12 protein-coding genes are annotated in these 18,200 nt (G+C 60.4%); 5 read left to right on the top strand and 7 right to left on the bottom strand.

The annotated features are described in order from the left end of the window. Positions 1-3: 3 nt before the first annotated feature. Positions 4-1,704: a sodium:solute symporter family protein gene (locus tag GNX18_RS08290; RefSeq protein ID WP_166216976.1), complete on the top strand. Its 1,701-nt coding sequence runs from the start codon at positions 4-6 to the stop codon at positions 1,702-1,704. Positions 1,705-1,813: 109 nt separating this feature from the next. Here the strand turns inward: GNX18_RS08290 and GNX18_RS08285 are convergent, their stop codons facing one another. The 4 genes from GNX18_RS08285 to GNX18_RS08270 form a co-directional block, all read right to left on the bottom strand. Continuing rightward, entirely contained in the window at positions 1,814-2,356 is a 543-nt protein-coding gene (locus tag GNX18_RS08285) for a GNAT family N-acetyltransferase (protein ID WP_166216974.1), read from the bottom strand. A gap of 105 nt (positions 2,357-2,461) precedes the next feature. Further along, on the bottom strand, positions 2,462-4,855 hold the full coding sequence (locus GNX18_RS08280) for an autotransporter outer membrane beta-barrel domain-containing protein (RefSeq protein WP_166216971.1): 2,394 nt from the start codon (positions 4,853-4,855) through the stop codon (positions 2,462-2,464). A 250-nt stretch (positions 4,856-5,105) separates the two neighbouring features. Beyond that, positions 5,106-7,106: a choline BCCT transporter BetT gene (locus GNX18_RS08275; RefSeq protein WP_240914305.1), complete on the bottom strand. Its 2,001-nt coding sequence runs from the start codon at positions 7,104-7,106 to the stop codon at positions 5,106-5,108. A gap of 19 nt (positions 7,107-7,125) precedes the next feature. Continuing rightward, positions 7,126-9,111: a choline BCCT transporter BetT gene (locus GNX18_RS08270; protein ID WP_166216969.1), complete on the bottom strand. Its 1,986-nt coding sequence runs from the start codon at positions 9,109-9,111 to the stop codon at positions 7,126-7,128. A gap of 128 nt (positions 9,112-9,239) precedes the next feature. On the opposite strand from GNX18_RS08270, the gene arfB reads away from it, so the two are divergent. From arfB to GNX18_RS08250, 4 genes are all read left to right on the top strand, one after another. Then, a complete protein-coding gene (gene arfB, locus GNX18_RS08265) occupies positions 9,240-9,656 on the top strand; it encodes an alternative ribosome rescue aminoacyl-tRNA hydrolase ArfB (RefSeq protein ID WP_138234041.1) in 417 nt (138 codons plus the stop codon). 31 nt (positions 9,657-9,687) lie between these two features. Continuing rightward, positions 9,688-10,746 (top strand): Ldh family oxidoreductase, encoded by a 1,059-nt coding sequence (locus GNX18_RS08260; RefSeq protein WP_166216966.1) that lies wholly within the window; start codon positions 9,688-9,690, stop codon positions 10,744-10,746. A gap of 119 nt (positions 10,747-10,865) precedes the next feature. Continuing rightward, entirely contained in the window at positions 10,866-12,320 is a 1,455-nt protein-coding gene (locus tag GNX18_RS08255) for an amidase (protein WP_138234043.1), read from the top strand. After that, positions 12,317-13,525, top strand: a complete 1,209-nt coding sequence (locus GNX18_RS08250) for a pyridoxal phosphate-dependent aminotransferase (RefSeq protein WP_166216964.1) — start codon at positions 12,317-12,319, stop codon at positions 13,523-13,525. Before GNX18_RS08255 ends, GNX18_RS08250 begins: the two co-directional genes overlap by 4 nt. Before the next feature lie 249 nt (positions 13,526-13,774). On the opposite strand, the gene holA is transcribed toward GNX18_RS08250, so the two are convergent. The 3 genes from holA to leuS form a co-directional block, all read right to left on the bottom strand. Beyond that, complete coding sequence (gene holA / locus GNX18_RS08245; RefSeq protein WP_166216961.1) at positions 13,775-14,779, bottom strand: DNA polymerase III subunit delta; 1,005 nt, start codon at positions 14,777-14,779, stop codon at positions 13,775-13,777. Between the two features lie 37 nt (positions 14,780-14,816). After that, positions 14,817-15,335: an LPS assembly lipoprotein LptE gene (lptE, locus tag GNX18_RS08240; protein WP_240914304.1), complete on the bottom strand. Its 519-nt coding sequence runs from the start codon at positions 15,333-15,335 to the stop codon at positions 14,817-14,819. Positions 15,336-15,535: 200 nt separating this feature from the next. Further along, the gene (leuS, locus tag GNX18_RS08235; protein ID WP_166216957.1) at positions 15,536-18,133 is read right to left on the bottom strand and encodes a leucine--tRNA ligase; all 2,598 of its coding nucleotides are present in this window, start codon (positions 18,131-18,133) and stop codon (positions 15,536-15,538) included. Positions 18,134-18,200: the final 67 nt, after the last annotated feature.

The following is an 18,200-nucleotide window of genomic DNA, read 5'->3' as shown; positions in this document are numbered from 1 at the left end:
ACCATGGATGTACAGAGCCTTACTTTCCTGATCGTCGGTGCCACCTTTGTACTCTACATTGGTATTGCCCTGTGGGCCCGCGCCGGTTCCACCAATGACTTCTATGTAGCCGGTGGCGGCGTACACCCGGTGGCGAACGGCATGGCCACAGCGGCGGACTGGATGTCGGCGGCCTCGTTTATTTCCATGGCCGGCCTGATTTCCTTTATGGGTTACGACGGCGCGGTGTATCTGCTGGGCTGGACCGGCGGCTACGTGCTGCTGGCGCTGTGCCTCGCGCCCTATCTGCGCAAGTTCGGAAAATTCACCGTGCCGGATTTTATCGGTGACCGCTACTACTCCCAGGCGGCGCGTACCGTGGCGGTGATCTGTGCCATCTTCGTGTGTTTCACCTATGTGGCCGGACAGATGCGCGGCGTGGGCGTGGTGTTCTCCCGCTTCCTGGAGGTGGATATCACCACCGGCGTTATCATCGGCATGGGGGTCGTGTTCTTCTATGCGGTACTCGGCGGCATGAAGGGTATTACCTACACCCAGGTGGCGCAGTACTGTGTGCTGATTTTTGCCTACATGGTGCCGGCGATTTTCATTTCCATCATGATGACCGGCAACGCGCTGCCGCAGCTGGGCTTCGGTTCCACCCTGTCTGATGGCACCTATCTGCTGGATAAGCTCGACGGTCTCTCCACTGAGCTTGGGTTTGCGGAATACACCTCGGGAACAAAAAGCACCATTGATGTGTTCTTTATCACCGCCGCGCTGATGGTGGGCACCGCCGGTCTGCCGCACGTGATCGTGCGTTTCTTCACCGTGCCGAAAGTGCGCGACGCTCGTAAATCTGCCGGCTGGGCGCTGCTGTTTATCGCGCTGCTGTATACCACAGCACCGGCCATTGCCACCTTTGCGCGTGTGAACATGATCGATACCATCAACGGCCCCGACGGGCAGGGTACCCCTCACGCAGAGGCACCGAGCTGGGTGTCCAACTGGGAAGAAACCGGCCTGATTCAGTGGAACGACAAGAATGCCGACGGCAACATGTTCTACTCCGGTGACGAGCGCAACGAGATGACCGTCGACCGCGACATCATGGTGCTGGCGAATCCTGAAATCGCCAATCTGCCGGCCTGGGTGATTGCACTGGTGGCCGCCGGCGGTGTGGCTGCGGCACTGTCTACCTCTGCGGGGCTGCTGCTGGTGATCTCGACGTCGATTTCCCACGATCTGCTGAAGCGGAACCTGATGCCGAATATCAGTGAGAAAAAGGAATTGCTCTATGCCCGTTCCGCGGCGGCGGTGGCTATCTGTATCGCCGGTTACCTCGGTATTAACCCACCGGGCTTTGTGGCGCAGGTGGTGGCGTTTGCCTTCGGGCTCGCGGCCTCGTCCTTCTTCCCGGCGATCATCATGGGGATCTTCTCCAAGCGCATGAACAAGGAAGGGGCAATTGCCGGTATGCTTTCGGGTATCCTGTTTACGGCGGCCTATATCTGCTACTTCAAGTTCATCAATCCGACGGCGAATACGCCGGATAGCTGGTGGTTCGGGATTTCCCCGGAAGGCATCGGCACTTTGGGGATGATCATCAACTTCGCTGTTGCCATTGGTGTGGCCAAGGTGACCCGCGAAGCGCCGGAAGAGGTTCAGGAGATGGTGGAAAGTATCCGCTTCCCACAGGGCGCCGGCCAGGCCAGCGCGCACTGATAATTGCAGTGGAATGAAAAAGCGAGCGCAAGCTCGCTTTTTCTTTTTTAACTCGCGAGAAAAAATCGGGTTTTTAATCCTGCCGTGCCGGTGCCAGCGGATCGGGTGGTCAGCGACAGCACGGCGGGGGCTTGGTCCGCCCGGCCTGCCAGCTCAATAAAACCAGGTTTTCACTGCTGCCGGGTAACCTGATCATTCTCTCCCTGTGCAGGCCGAGCCGCTCCAGTAGCCCGATGGACGCGCGGTTGTCGGGAGTGGCGATGGCAACAATACGGGCGAGACCAAGCCCGGTTTCCCCCCACTGCATGACGGCCTGCGCCGCTTCCAGCGCATAACCCTGGCCGCGGTACTCCGGCAGGAACGCGAAGCCGATGTCCACATCGTCGAGCCCATCCCGTTTCAACAGTCCGCACTGGCCGATGGCGGTGCCGTCTTTTAATTCCACCCGCAACATACCAAAGCCGTGGTCGCGGTACATGGCGATGGGCCCTCGCAGGTTATAGTTGCGCGCATCTTCCACAGTGCGTACACCGCGGTCACCGATGTAGCGATGGAAGTCCGGGTCGCTCATCAATGCCAGGGTGAAACGTGCATCTTCGTCACTTTCCGTGAGTTCGCGCAGTTGCAGGCGTTCGGTGCTCAACAGGTACATGGGGATATCCAGAAAATCAGTCGGCGTGAGAATGACAGAATTTTGCCAGCTACAAAAGAAAACGCCCTCGGAAGAGGGCGTTCTCACCGGGCGCGACGGAAAAAATCAGAAGCGGTAACGCACACTGATCGAGCCGTGCTCCGAGGTCGGGCGGGCGGTGAGGTTGGCGCTGACGGCAATGGCTTCCGCCGCCTGCCAGCGCAGGCCGAGGAGGGCACCGGCACCGCTTTCGAACAGACCGGTATCCGCACTGGCATAGCTGGGCATCGCATTCATATTGCCCCCCATGGATTTGATACCCACTTCCAACGCGTCGTTTTCCGTACCTGTCGTGTCCTCGTACCACAGTTGGCCATAGGCGCTGATGTTGTCCCAGGTTTTGTCCACAAATGCGCCCACCCGCAGGGTGGTATAGCGCCGCTGTTGCTCGCCAAACTGCATGCCCAGCGGGTCCTGTTCGGCTCCGTTGGCGTCGGTGTAGGTAAAACCCGCGAGGGCATTTTCGGTGTAGCCATCTACGTCTGCGGTGACCTTGGTGACACCGGCAAACGGGCCGTAATGGGCAACGCCGCCGGACATGTTGATACCGCCCATCAGGTCGAGTGTCAGGTTTTCGCCGCTGGTGCTCGCTTCCAGGGTGCCGTCAAACTGGCTGCCGAGGGCAATATGACGGCCGACGCGATCATAATCCACGTCGGTTGTGGTCGCGCTCGCGTCCACGAAAAACTCGTTGTAGTGGAAGCGGGCGAACAGACTGTAATTGGTGGAAGTGGAATCCACGGTAGACAGCGCACTGTCCAGCTCCGCCTCGGAGCGGCTGACGGCGAAACCGAGTTCGGTGTTGTCGCGCAGCGCATAGCTGGCGCCGATCACGCTGGCATTGCGGTCGCCACTGGCGGAGGGTGCGCCGCTTACCGAAGATGCGAAGTTACTGTCGTAGTCACTGCTGCCAAATACGCCGCTGACAAACACACCGGTTTGCGCGGGGCGGTAGCGGGCGCTAACCAGATTTTCCTCCAGGGCGTAGACGTGGCTGCGCGTCGCCTGCACACCGATGTCTGGCAGTTGCCCGGCAATCTGCGCGGCATTGACCACGCCGGTGTAGTAGTCGGCCAGCACCTGTTGTGCGGCCTGGGTGGGGTGTACCGCATCATTGAAAATCAGCCGGTCCGCATCCGGGGCCGTGCCATTTTTGCCATACACCGGGTGCTCGATGCAGCTGCCGCTGCCGTCGTAGCAGAACCGGGTGTGATCCGTCTCGGCATCAAAGCCCAATGCCGCGGCGTTGGCGATCGACACCTGCAGCACGCCGTTCTGATCCACCAGCAGCACGCCATCAATATTTCCGGCGTCGGCAATCAGTGTGCTGTTGAAGATATTCACTCCTGCGCTCGCCTGTGCCAGGGTAGCGTCGATGGCGGCATTCAGCTGGGCATCGGCCTCTTCCTGGGTTATCAGGCCGGCGTTCACTGCGTCCGCCAGTTGTGCCGCTTGCGAACTCCCGGCAACGGCTTGGCTGACGGCGGCATACATGCCCGGGGTCTTGCCGATGTCCGGCGCATTGGATAGCAGGATGTAATTGGCTCCGGCATCGGCCAGCGCCTGGGCGCCGTCGGCCAGCATCGTCGCGGCGACGCCGACACGGTCGCCGAACTGCTCAGCGCTCATGACGCCAGTGAGCGAAGCGCTGAAACCGCTCAACAGATCGTTGCCGCCGCCGTTGATCCAGTACAGTGCCTTGCCGTCGGCGCGGCCATTGCTGGCTTCCAGGTAGCCGAGGCCGAGCGGGTGCGGATTACCGGTAATACCGGAATTGGCAACGGTGGCTGCGGGCGCGGCGTCGATTTGCGCCTGTAACGCATCCGCCTGGGCGGTGAGTGCGGCAGCGGTATCGCTGTCTCCGGCCGCTTCCGCCTGCGCGGCACCGGCGCGCAGCTGGGCGACGGCATCGGGGCCCTGCAACAACAGGCCGAGCAGATTCAGGTCTGCGTAGAGACCGGTGCTGGTGTCGCGGGTGGGGTCGGGAAGCAGTGCGCTGGCAAAATTGTGGGCGACCCCATTCAGAGTGAGGCCCTGCGCGCTCAGGTACTCCATATAACCTTCGGTGCCAAGGATATTCAGCAGCACGTCGGCGGCGCGGTGACCGCCCACGGCCCAGCCTCCGCCGACACTCGACAGAGAGCCGCGCACCTGGGCCTGGGCCGCAGCCAGCATTTCATCCTCAGGCAGGCTTGTGTCCACATCCGGCAGGCACAGGTACATGCCGGCGCAGGATGGCGTCACCGGCCCGAGACCCAGTTGTTGCGACAGCAGGCTGATCGCCGCCTGTTTGTTATCGCCGCTGGTGAAGACACCGGCGTTGCCCACATCGCTGAGACTGTCGCCGAAGGCGATGACCTGTGAAAAGGGCGACTCGTCGGCGGAAGCGCTGGTGGCAAAGGCGGGTGCAAGGGTGAGACAGGCGATGGCCGCCGCAAGGCGGTGTTGCGCAATAGGCATGACGTATTCCTCTCAACAGCACACGGATCGGACGTTCCGGCAGACGGAATGCGGCGATCAGGCGCTCATCGTTATTGTTTTTTGAGATTTTTTTGTTGAATGTTTCCGGCGGCCGGAAACGCTTTGATAGTAACCAAGCCGAATAGGTATGACCAGTGGTTCACCTGCGGTCACCGGAAGTTTATGTGACTGGACAGTTTTTGGTTTCTGGAAAGCACCCGGCGCAGCCAGTGCCGGCGTTGCTTGCGCATCAGCGCAACGAGTGTAGAAACTGCAGGTGTCGCTCGTACTGGGACAGAATGTCGGTAAGCAACTGGTCGCTGGTCCAACCCATAACATCGTAGTCCTGCCCGCCCTCTGAGAGATGGACCTCCGCGCGGAAATATTTGTCGGGGGAGCCGTCGTCGAAGGTGTCGTCGAGCACCGTGTCGGCGTTGCTGGCATTGGGTTTCAAGTGTGCCCTGGGGTGGATGCTGTAGACGAAGTCCACTTCCTCTCCCTGATACACCGTCAGGTAGATCCGGGCATTCTGTTCCCGCCGGACTTCAGCCACAAAACCATTTTTTTGCATTTGCGCGGCGAAATTCGTCATCGCCGGCTCCGCAATCTCGTCGATGTATTCGTGTACTTCCGTGAGCGACGGCAGTTGCACCAGATTGCGCAGACGGCGCTCCCAGGAAACGGGGTTGCGGGCGCTGATCGGCGCAACTGGCGCGGACTGTGCGTCCCGTTTGGCCGAGTCCATACGCAGTGCTTTTACCAGGCCGTAGATCGCCACCAACAGAATGACAGAAAACGGCAGCGCGCTGGCAATGGCGGCGGTCTGCAGCGAGGCTAGACCGCCTGCGAGCAGCAGCGCTATGGCAACCACGCCGATAATGGCCGACCAGAATATCCGTTGCCACACCGGTGTGTCGTCGCGGCCGTGGGACGACAGCATGTTCATGACCATGGCTCCGGAATCCGCCGAAGTAATGAAAAATATCACCACCAGGACGATGGCAAGCCCGGATAAAACCTGTGAAAACGGAAACTGTTCAAGAAACTGGAACAGGGCGAGGGACTGATCCTTTTCGATGATGTCCGCGAGCGATTGCAGACCCTCCTCGCGAATCATGCGGATGGCGGAATTGCCGAATACCGTCAGCCAGAGAATGGTGATGAGCGTCGGCATCAACAGTGTGCCCACGGCAAACTCGCGAATGGTGCGCCCGCGCGAGATGCGCGCAATAAACAGGCCCACAAACGGCGACCAGCTGAGGCACCAACCCCAGTAAAAAATCGTCCAGCCGCCGATCCAGTCGGTGGGCGCATAGGCGTAAAGGTTGAAGGTGCGGTTGACCAGCACGGAAAGATAACTCCCCAGATTCTGGACAAACGCCTGAAACAGAAACACGGTGCTGCCGAGAATCAACACGGTGAAGCAAAGCAGCGCCGCGAGCCCCATATTCAATTGCGACAGGCGTTTGATGCCCGCATCCAGCCCGGCCACCACCGAGACGGTAGCGAGTGCGGTGGTGACGACAATGAGAACGACCTGGGTGGCCTCACCCACCGGAATGCCGAACAGGTGATTCAACCCGGAATTCATCTGCAACACACCGAAGCCGAGCGTAGTGGCGACACCGCACACGGTACTGACGATGGCGAATACATCGATAGCGTGGCCGATAGGCCCGTGAATACGCTCGCCGATCAGCGGGTAGAGGGCGGAGCGCAGGGTCAGCGGCAGATTGTGGCGATAACTGAAATAACCGAGGATCAGCGCCACCCCGGCGAATATTGCCCAGACGTGAAACCCCCAGTGGAAAATACTCAGAACCATCGCATCCCGTGCCGCCTGCACGCTGCCCGCGCTGGCGTCCGGAGGGTTCAGGTAGTGCATCACCGGCTCCGCCACCCCGAAAAACAGCAGGCCAATGCCAATGCCCGCGGAAAACAGCATGGCGAGCCAGGACCAGAATCCGTATTCGGGCTTTTCATGCTCCGGGCCCAGTTTTATGTCGCCGAGCCTCGACATACTGATGATAACGACGGTAACCAGCAGGATGGCCACAATCAGAACGTAGTACCAGCCCATGTAGGTGACGATGGTTTCCTGCATGCTCTGGAAACGCGCGGTGGCATCTTTCGGGAACAGCACCGCGTAGACAACCAGTATCAATAGAATACCGGTGGCGGTATAAAACACCGGTGGATCGAATCGGGCTTTACCTTCTTTCGTCATGCGCAGTTGCATTGGTTCATTCATCTTCTCTGCCGGTGGAGGGCTAGCGCACCGTGTGTAAAAACTGCAGGTGGCGCTCGTATTGGGCCAGGATGTCTGTGAGCAGTTGGTCTCTGGTCCAGCCCATCACGTCGTAATCCTGGCCGCCCTCCATCAGATAGACTTCCGCACGGAAATATTTTTCCGGGTCGCCGTCGTCGACGGTATCGTCCAGCTCTTCGTCACGCGGTGCGGCATCTGGTTTCAGGTGGGCCTTGGGGTGCAGACCGTAGAGAAAATCCACTTCTTCCCCGTGAAATACCTCCAGGTAAACATAATGGTTGCTTCCGCGGGAGACCCGCGCGGAGGAGCCGTTCTTTTCCAGCTCGCTGGCGAATTCCCGCAACGCCGGTTCGCCGGTGTCGCGGATATAGTCGTGAACTTCCACCAGCGAGGGCAATCGCAACAGATTTTTCAAGCGCCGCTGCCAGGACACGGGGTTGCGCGCGCTGATCGGCGCAATGACGGCACTTTGCGCGTCGCGTTTGGCGGTTTCCGTGCGCAGCGCGCTGAGCAGACCGTAGATAGACGCAAGCAGGATGAGCGAAAAGGGGAGGGCGCTGGCAATGGTGGCGGTCTGAAGGGAACTGAGGCCTCCCGCCAGCAGCAGGGCAATTGCCACTGCGCCAATGATGCCCGCCCAGAAAATCCTTTGCCACAGCGGAGTATCGTCGCGGCCATGGGAAGACAGCATATTGACCACCATGGCACCGGAGTCGGCGGAGGTCACAAAAAACACCACCACCATGACGACCGCCACCAGCGAGAAGACACCGGAAAAAGGAAACTGCTCAAGGAACTGGAACAGCGCCAGTGACTGGTCTCTGCTCACCACTTCCCCCAGTGACGTGAGGCCTTCGTCGAGAATCATGTGGATCGCGGAGTTGCCGAAAATGGTCATCCACAACAGGGTGACCATGGCCGGTACCAGCATGGCGCCGATGACGAATTCGCGAATGGTGCGACCGCGCGAAATCCGCGCGATAAACAATCCCACAAACGGCGACCAGGACATCCACCAGCCCCAGTACAGAATCGTCCAGCCGCCAAGCCAGTCGGTGGGCGCGTACGCGTAGAGATTGAACGTGCGGCTGACGAGCACCGAAACGTAGCTGCCAAAGTTCTGCACAAATGTCTGCAACAAATACACCGTGCTGCCGAGGAACAGCACCATCAGCAGCAACAGTGCGGCGAGCGCCATGTTGAGCTGCGACAATCGCTTGATGCCGGCGTCGAGCCCGGCAACCACGGAGACGGTGGCGAGCAGCGTAGTGACAACGATGAGTATCACTTGTGCTGTTTCGTTCACGGGCACGCCGAACAGGTGATTGAGCCCCGAGTTGATCTGCAGCACGCCGTAACCCAGAGTGGTGGCAACGCCGCACACGGTGCCGAGGATGGCAAACACATCCACGGCGTGGCCAATGGGGCCGTAAATGCGATCGCCAATCACCGGGTAGAGTGCGGAGCGCAGGGTGAGCGGCAGTTTGTGGCGATAACTGAAATAAGCGAGGATGAGCGCCACAATGGCGTAGATAGCCCAGGCGTGGAATCCCCAGTGAAAAAACGTCAGCACCATGGCGTGGCGCGCCGCCTCCACGGTGCCGGTTTCACCTTCTGGAGGGTTCAGGTAGTGCATGACCGGCTCGGCAACGCCGAAAAACAGCAGCCCGATGCCCATGCCGGCGGAAAACAGCATGGCGAACCAACTGGTGAAATCGTAATCCGGTCTGGAGTGTTCCGGCCCGAGCTTGATATCGCCAAACCGGGATATGGCAATGCCGATCACACTGATGAGAATCAGCGCGACCACCAGCACGTAGTACCAGCTCAGGTTGAGCACGATAAAATTCTGCACGCCCTTGAAGCGCGCGGTCGCGTCATTGGCAAACAGGACCGCGTAGGCGACTACCAGAATGAGTACCGCGGTAGCACTGTAGAATACCGGCGGATTGAAATGGGCTTTGTGGGTGGTTAACGGTTTATCCATCTAGGGATATCCCCTGGTCTGATCGCGCGTGTGGCTCGACATCGTCACTGGCATCGTCTGCCACCGGACCCTTTGAGCATAGTTGATTGCGCAGGTTAGTCTGTGGGTGAATATGCAGAGTATTTTACATGTTGATTATTTCTAACCATATCCGCCTGCCAGACGCGGAAATCGAGTTCCACGCGGTGCGTGCCCAGGGGGCTGGCGGGCAGAATGTCAATAAGGTGTCGAGCGCGATTCACCTGCGCTTTGACGTAATGGCATCGAGCCTGCCGGAAGAGGTCAAGCAGCGTGTGCTAGCTTTGCGGGACCAGCGGATTTCCTCCGATGGTGTTGTGGTCATCAAGGCGCAGCGCTTTCGCACCCAGGAAAAAAATCGCGAGGATGCGCTCGCGCGCCTGCAGGCGCTGATTGCGGGTGTTTTGAAAACGCCGAAAAAACGTGTCGCCACCAAGCCGACCAAAGGCTCGCGCGAGCGCCGCCTGCAGCACAAGTCACAGCGCGGTAAGGTGAAGTCCTTGCGCGGAAAAGTAACCGATCATTGATTGATACATTGAAAAGAAAAGGGGAGACAACATGTCCCAGCGTTACCGAGCGGAAGATCTCAGACGGTTTGCCAGCGCCCTGTTTACTTCCGCAGGGTTGGACGCGTCGCGCGCGGAAGTCGTGGCCGACACGTTTCTGCAGGCGGATCTGCTGGGGTTCACCACCCACGGTCTGCACCGGGTAACCACCAATCTGCAGTGGTTGCAGTCCGGTGCTTCTCGCTTGCAGGGGGAGCCCCATGTGCTGGCGGACCGCGGCAATGTGTTTAACTGGGATGCAGAATTTCTGCCGGGCCCCTGGGTGGTGCACCGGGCCATTGATCAGGCCCTGGCGCGGGTGCGCGAACACGGCGTGGTGACTGCCACTGTGCGTCGCAGTCAGCATATTGCCTGCCTTGCGGCCTATCTGCCGAAAATTGTCGAACAAAATTGTGTGGGTATCCTCACCTGCTCCACGCCGGCCGAACACACGGTATCCCCACAGGGCAGTAAGACCCCGCTGTTTTCCGCCAACCCCATCGCCTTCTGCGCGCCGGCCGGAGATTACCCCCTGTTGTTCGACATCAGCATGTCTGTCACCGCCGGCGGTTATGTGTCGCGCGCCGCGCGCGAGGGCAAAAAACTGCCCGGGAAGTATCTCAAGGACTGCGACGGGCAACTTTCCGATGATCCGCGCGCGTTCGCTGATGGCGGCAGCATTCTGCCGGTGGGCGGCGCGGATCACGGCTATAAGGGCGCGGCGCTTTCCGCCATGCTCGAGGTGTTGTCGATGGCGTTAGCCGGCTATGGTCGCGCGGACGATGTGAGCGAGGATGACGAAGCGAACTCGGTGTTCCTGCAGATCATCGACCCCGGCGCATTTGGCAGTGAACAGAGTTTTTTACGGCAGACCGCGGCGCTGCTGGAAATGTGGGAACAGTGCGAGCGCGAGGGTCATATCAACACTCCGCTGCGCATCCCAGGAAAACGCGCCTGGCACCTGCGAAACAGGCAGTTGGAAAAGGGGGTAGAGCTTTATCCCAGTATCGTTGACGACCTGAAAAAGCTTGCGGAGAAGTCGGGAATTGCCATGCCCGAAGCTATTTCCTGAGAGATAACACGCATCGGGGCGGGTTGTTCCACCCGCATTTGACGAATTCGGCGCGAAATGGGTCTAGGCTGGGAGAGAGCGAAAACCGAATACCCATATAACAAAGGAGTGCAGCGCGCGTGAATGATCTGGCTCGGAAAACGGCACTGGAACTGCTGCAGGGCTACCGGGAAAAATCCTTTTCTCCGGTTGAGGTGGTAAAGGCGATGCTGGCGCAGATCAGACGTTGCAATCCGGTCGTGAATGCATTCAACCTGATCGACGAAGAAACAACGCTGCGATTCGCGCGCGAATCTGAACAGCGTTATCAGTCTGCGAATCCGCGGGGACGACTGGACGGAGTACCCATTGCCATCAAGGATGTTTTTCTCACACCCCAGTGGCCCACCATCAAGGGGTCCAGAACCATCGACCCGAAATCTACTGTGGGCAAGGAGGCCCCCTGCGCGGCCGCATTGCGCCGCAACGGTGCGGTCCCGCTGGGTAAAACCACCACGCCGGAATTTGGCTGGAAGGGTGTTACCGACAACCCGGTAGACGGCATCACCCGCAACCCCTGGAATCCGGAGAAAACCGCCGGTGGTTCCAGTGGCGGCAGCGCCGCGGCGGTACCGCTCGGTATGGGGCCACTGGCGCTCGGCACCGATGCGGGCGGTTCCATCCGTATTCCCGCGGGTTTCTGTGGTTTGGTGGGTTTGAAGCCGAGTTTCGGCGAGGTGCCGCACTGGCCCGCGAGCCCCTTTGGTACCCTCGCGCACGCCGGCCCCATGACCTGGACGGTGGCAGACTGTGCGTTAATGATGAATGTCCTCACGGAAGCAGACAGCCGCGATACCCATGCCATTCCCCGCCGCAATATCAATTATCTCGCGGCGATCGATGGCGAGCCGACAGACCTGCTGCGCGGAGTGCGCATTGCCTACAGTGGCACACTCGGGTATGTGGATGTGGCTAGCGAGGTCGCGGATGCGGTGCGTGCGGCCGCGGAGTTGCTGGCGTCTCTGGGGGCGGAAATTACCGAGGTGGCGCCGGGCTTCGACGATCCCATCGCCGCGTTCGGCCACCTGTTTTACGGTGGTGCCGCCAATGCGCTGCGGAATCTCGGCAAAAAACAGCGCGCACTGATGGACCCGCAACTGGTGGCGGTCTCGGAAAAGGCCGCACAGCTGTCCATGCTGGATTACCTGGAAGCGGTGAACGAGCGCATGGCGCTGTGCGAGCGCATGGCCGCATTCCACACCAAATACGACTTGCTGCTCACACCCACGCTGCCGATTACCGCATTTAAGGCGGGGCGCGAGGTGCCGGAGGACTGGCCCAGTACCCGCTGGCCGTCGTGGACGCCATTTACCTATCCCTTCAACATGACCGGGCAACCGGCCATCTCCGTACCCTGTGGCTTTGACCGCGCGGGCCTGCCCATCGGCCTGCAGTTTGTGGCGGCGCGCTTCAACGACAGCGCCGTGCTGCGCGCGGCACAGGCCTACCAGCTGGCGGCACCACTCACGGATAAACGCCCGGATTTGTTCTTTGAACACTCGACACAGAGTGCGGCTGAGAGGATGAGCCCGTGAGTCGGCTGGATTTCGATTTTTACGAGTCGGAAGATCCGATCTGGAATCCGGCGCTGCTCACAATCCCGGTGCCCGGTATTCGCAAAATGGTCAATCTGGCGGCCACCATGGAGGATGTAATCCACCTGTCCATTGGCCAGCCGGATGCGCCCACACCAGCCCACGTGGTGCAGGCGGCAGTGGATGCACTGAACGCGGGGCAGACCGGTTATACCATGGATGCCGGGTTACCGGAGCTGCTGGATGCATTGGCGGATTATTACAGCGAGCGCTCCGGCCGTGCGATTACGCCGGAAAATATTTTGGTGACCACTGGCGCCACCGAGGCGATCTACCTGGCGTTGACCGCGGTCTCCGCGCCGGGGCGGGAATTTATCGTGCCCGATCCCTCCTTCATGCTCTACGCGCCGCTGATCCGCATGAATGGCGGTACCGTGAAATACATCCCGACCCGTGCGGAAAACCACCATCAGCTCGACCCGCAGGAAGTGATCGATGCAATCGACAGCAACACCCACGCGATTGTCCTGAATTCACCCAGCAATCCCACCGGCACGGTATATCCGCGGGAGACGGTTGAAACCATCGTGCAGGAGGCGGCGTACCGCGGTATCTATGTGATCAGCGATGAGGTGTACGACCACCTGATTTACGACGAACGCGGCTATCACAATTATGCGAGCGTGTTGTCCTGCTGCTCTGACTTGGATCATGTGATGGTGATGAGCAGTTTTTCCAAAACGTTCAGCATGGCGGGCATGCGCATTGGCTGGCTGATCGCGAGCCAGGGCGCTATTCGCAAACTGCGTCGCTACCATATGTTTACCACCACCGTGGCAAACACACCCTGCCAGTGGGCCGGGGTGGCCGCGCTCAAAGGTGACCGCAGTTTTATTGCCGATGTGGTGGACACCTACCGCAAGCGCCGCAACCGTCTGGTGGAACTGGTGGATCAGACCCCGTTTCTGGAAGGGTATGTGCCGGATGGTGCGTTCTATATGTTTCCCGCACTGCCGGAGGGGGTGAACGGCAATAATGTTGCGCTGCGATTGTTGCGGGAAACCGGCGTGTGCACCATCGCCGGCGATACTTTCGGTGAGAGCAGCCGCAATGCGTTGCGTTTCAGCTACGCGACATCCATCGAGAATATCGAGCGCGCCTTCGAACGCATTATTCCGTGGATGGAAAAGCAGGATTTCGGCTGAGTAATTCTGCGGTTGTAGGAGCCTGCTTGCAGGCGAACGGTTCGGAGCACTGCCGTGTTCGCCTGCAGGCAGGCTCCTACAGCAAGTCGGTGGTCATCTGCGGATGTTTTTTTGCGTTTGTCTGTAGGAGCCTGCCTGCAGGCGATTGGTTCGGAGCTCTGCCCGTTTCGCCTGCAGGCAGGCTCCTACAAAAGCGTACGTCGTATCTGTGTGTAGGTTGGGCAAAGCGCGGCTTGCCCAGCAGCGGAATCAGATACTGCGCTTGCCGGAGAGATTCAGGGTGAGTTCCAGCAGCCCCGCCCAGGGGTCCATGTCCCTGCCGCCCTTGATGGCGTTATCGACCGCGCGTGCGCGCAGCAGGAAGTTTTCCAGCTGGCGCGGGCGCAGGCGCTGGCAGGCGGCCTGGATCAATGGCTGGCGCTTTTGGATGCGGACCAGGCGGTTGATCGGCTGGCCCTGATCCAGCTTTTGTTGCGTCTCCAGCAGCGTGCGGATTTCCCGGGCGATGGCCCACAACACTACCGCGGCCTCGACGCCTTCGGCGCGCAGGCCCTGGAGTGTACGCACGGCGCCGGCCGCGTCGGCGGCGAGCGCCTTGTCGATGAGGCCGAACACATCGTAGCGCGCGGAGCTGGCCACGGCGTTGCTCATGGTGTCGGCGGTAATGACGCTGTCCCGGGCCAGCAGTTTCAGTTTTTCAATTTCCTGACTGGCGGCGAGCAGGTTGCCCTCAGCGCGTTCGGCGAGAATCTGGATGGCTTCCGGTTCGGCGTCGAGGCCGGCGCTGCGCAGGCGTTCGTGTATCCAGCGCGGCATTTCGCTGGCGTCCACCGGCCAGATCTGGATGAGCACGCCCCGTTCTTCCAGTGCCTTGACCCATTTGCTGTTGAGCTGGGCGCGGTCGAGCCGCGGCAGCACCAGCAGCAATAGGGTTTCGTCGTTCGCCATGCTGGCGAATTCCTGCAGGGCTTTGCTGCCCTTGTCGCCGGGTTTGCCGCCGGGCAGGCGCAGTTCGATGATTTTTTTGTCGGCGAACAGGGAGAGGCTGCCGGCGGCGGAGAGGAGTTGCCCCCAGTCGAAATTGTTTTCGCCGTGCAGCAGGTCGCGCTCGTTGAAGCCGTGTTTACGGGCGGCGTCGCGGATGCTGTCGCAGCATTCTTGCACCAGCAGGGGTTCGTCGCCGGTGACGACGTAGATGGGGGCGATGCTCTGGCGCAGGTTTTGGCCGAGTTGCCTGGGGGTGATGCGAGCCATGCTGTTCTGTTGCCCTTGTGTCTTTTTGGTCCCGCCGTTAGGGGGTGGCGGGGTTGTCGGTGACGGGGGCGCTGATGTCGAGGCGGCGCAGGCGGTCGATGATGCGGCCGATGAGTTCGCGGCGCATTTCTTCCCGTTGCAGGCGTTCTTCTTCGCCTTTGCTGACGACTTCGTCGTCGTCCCATTCGAGGGTGCGGTAGATGTCGGCTTTGGCGTTGGTGAGTAGGTCGCGTCCGGTGTTGTCGCGTACGCTGTATTCGGCGCTGGTGATGAGTTCGTATTCGGAGGCGCGGCCTTGGGCATCCACGGAGACGGTGCGTTTCCGTTCGGTTTCTTTGTGGATGGTGAGGGTGAAGTCGGCTTCGACCGGAGTTTCTGCCAGGGGCAGGCCGCTGGTCTGCAGCAGGCGGGTGATGCTTTCGGCCAGTTCGCTTCTGGGGTCTTCGGTGGCGATGTAAAGCTTGCTGCCGGGAGGGAAGTTTTTCGGTGCGCCGCGGAGGTGCCAGCCGCAGGCTGCCGTGGTAATTGAGATCAAGAGTACTAGGGTGCGGAGCATCGTGGTTTTCATTGGGGTCCGTTGCGTTCTTTTTGGGCCTTGTGGCGGCCAGGCACCGGGCACGGGTTTTCAGGACCGCTGTAGACCCATCCCTGGGCGCTGCGGCGCAAACATCCTGTTTGCGACGCTCCTGAAAACCCGTACCCGGTGCCCGTCCTTCGCGTCACGTTTTGCGCTTCGTTGCCGGGCGCACTTACGGATTAGTTGGCGACGACGTTGACCAGTTTGCCGGGCACCACAATCACTTTGCGCACGGTGAGGCCGTCGGTGAACTTCACCACGTTTTCGTCTTCCAGCGCCATTTTTTCCAGGGTGGCCTTGTCGGTATCCGCCGGTACTTCCAGCTTCGCACGCAGCTTGCCGTTGACCTGTACCACGAGGGTGATGGTGGAGCGCACCAGGGCGTTTTCATCCACTTGCGGCCACTGGGCGTCGACCAGTTCGCTGTCGTTGCCGATCAGTTTCCACAGCGCATGGCAGATGTGCGGAGTGATCGGGGCGAGCAGCATGATGGCGGCTTGCAGGGCTTCGCGTTCTACCGCGAGGCCGTTGGCGGAGTCGCGTTCTGCAATCCTGGTGACTTCGTTCAGCAGTTCCATTACCGCGGCGACGGCGGTGTTGAAGGTCTGGCGGCGGCCGTAGTCGTCGCTGACTTTCTGGATGGTTTCGTGGGTTTTGCGGCGCAGTTGCTGTTGTTTGTCGGACAGCGCACTGGTGTCGATGGCGCTGCTGCTGTTGCCGGCTTCGATGTGGCCGTGCACGGTTTTCCACAGTTTGCGCAGGAAGCGGCTGGCGCCTTCCACGCCGGAGTCGTGCCACTCGAGGGTCTGCTCGGGCGGTGCGGCGAACATGGTGAACAGGCGCACGGTGTCGGCACCGTATTCCTGCACGGCGGCGTGGGGGTCGATGCCGTTGTTCTTGGACTTGGACATCTTGACCACGCCTCCGGCGATGACTTCTTCACCGGTGGCGCGCTCGATGGCTTTGATCGGCTTGCCTTTGTCGTCGCGCTCTACGTCGACGGCGGTGGGGGCGATCCAGGTTTTGTGGCCGTCGACTTCTTTGTAGAAGGACTCCGCCAATACCATGCCCTGGCACAGCAGGCGTTTGAAGGGTTCGTCGCTGCTGACGAGGCCTTCGTCGCGCATCAGTTTGTGGAAGAAGCGCGCGTACAACAGGTGCAGGATGGCGTGTTCGATGCCTCCCACATACTGGTCCACGGGCAGCCAGTAGTTGGCGCGCTCGGGATCGAGCATGCCTTGTTCAAAGTCGGGGCAGGTGTAGCGGGCGTAGTACCAGCTGGACTCCATAAAGGTGTCGAAGGTGTCGGTTTCGCGCTCGACCGCTTCGCCGTTGTATTCGTCCTTGCGCCATTCCGGGTCGGCCTTGATCGGCGAGGTGATGCCGTCGAGTTCCACGTTTTCCGGCAACAGGATCGGCAGTTTTTCCGCGGGTACCGGTATTTCGGTGCCGTCGGCCAGGTTGAACATGGGGATGGGAGCTCCCCAGTAGCGCTGGCGGGAGACACCCCAGTCGCGCAGGCGGTAGTTGGTGGTGACGCGGCCTTTGCCGGCCGCCTTGAGGCCGTCGGCGATGGCGTTGAAGGCGGCGTCGAAGTCGAGGCCGTCGAAGCCGCCGGAATTGGTCAGTACACCTTTTTCGGTGAAGGCCTCTTTGTCCAGGTCGATGGCTTCGCCACTGGCGGGGGCGATGACCTGTTTGATCGGCAGGTTGTATTTTTTGGCAAACTCCCAGTCGCGCTGGTCGTGGGCGGGCACGGCCATGACGGCGCCGGAGCCGTAGTCCATCAGTACATAGTTGGCGACCCACACGGGCACTTCTTCGCCGGTGAGCGGGTGGATGGCCACAAGGCCAGTATCCATGCCTTTCTTTTCCATGGTGGCCATGTCGGCTTCGGCCATGGACTGCTTCTTGCACTCGGCGATGAAGGTTTTGAGCTCGGGACTGGATTCCGCCAAGGCAAGGGCGATGGGGTGCTCGGCGGCGAGTGACACGTAGGTCACGCCCATCAGGGTGTCCGGGCGGGTGGTGTAGACATCAAAGTGGTCGACGCCGGCAATGGTCTTGGGCAGCGCGAACGCGAGCTCGACGCCTTTGGATTTGCCGATCCAGTTGCGCTGCATGGTGCGCACCTGCTCCGGCCAGTCGGGCAGCTGGTCCAGGTCTTTCAGCAGTTCTTCGGCGTAGTCGGTGATCTTGATGAACCACTGCGCCAGCTCGCGGCGCTCGACGGTGGTGCCGCAGCGCCAGCAGGCGCCGTCTTCCACCTGCTCGTTGGCGAGCACGGTGGCGTCGTGGGGGCACCAGTTCACCGCGGAGTTTTTCTTGTACACCAGGCCTTTCTTGTACAGGCGGGTGAAGAACCACTGCTCCCAGCGGTAGTAGGAGGGCTTGCAGGTGGCCAGTTCGCGGGACCAGTCAAAACCGAAGCCCAGCGCTTTCAACTGGCCCTTCATGTAGTCGATATTGGAGTAGGTCCATTTGGCCGGCGCGGTTTTGTTCTGGATTGCGGCATTCTCCGCCGGCAGACCGAAGGCGTCCCAGCCCATGGGGTGCAGCACGTTCCTGCCCTGCATGCGCTGGTAGCGTGAGATCACGTCGGTGATGGTGTAGTTGCGCACGTGCCCCATGTGCAGCTTGCCGCTGGGGTAGGGGAACATCGACAGGCAGTAGAACTTTTCCTTGCTGTGGTCTTCCTTCACCTCGAAGCTTTTGTTGCTCTCCCAGTGGGCCTGGGCGGCGGCTTCGACTGCGGAGGGGTTGTACTGCTCTTCCATCTGTGGGGAACCTATACTCTGTGACTCAATCTATTGGGATATTCCGGCCGTGAACGGCGCTGGCCTT

Origin of the sequence: Microbulbifer sp. SH-1 (assembly GCF_011326135.1) — a bacterium.
In the GTDB taxonomy this organism is placed as follows: Bacteria; Pseudomonadota; Gammaproteobacteria; order Pseudomonadales; family Cellvibrionaceae; genus Microbulbifer; species Microbulbifer harenosus.
This window is presented reverse-complemented; position numbering and strand designations above follow the sequence as displayed.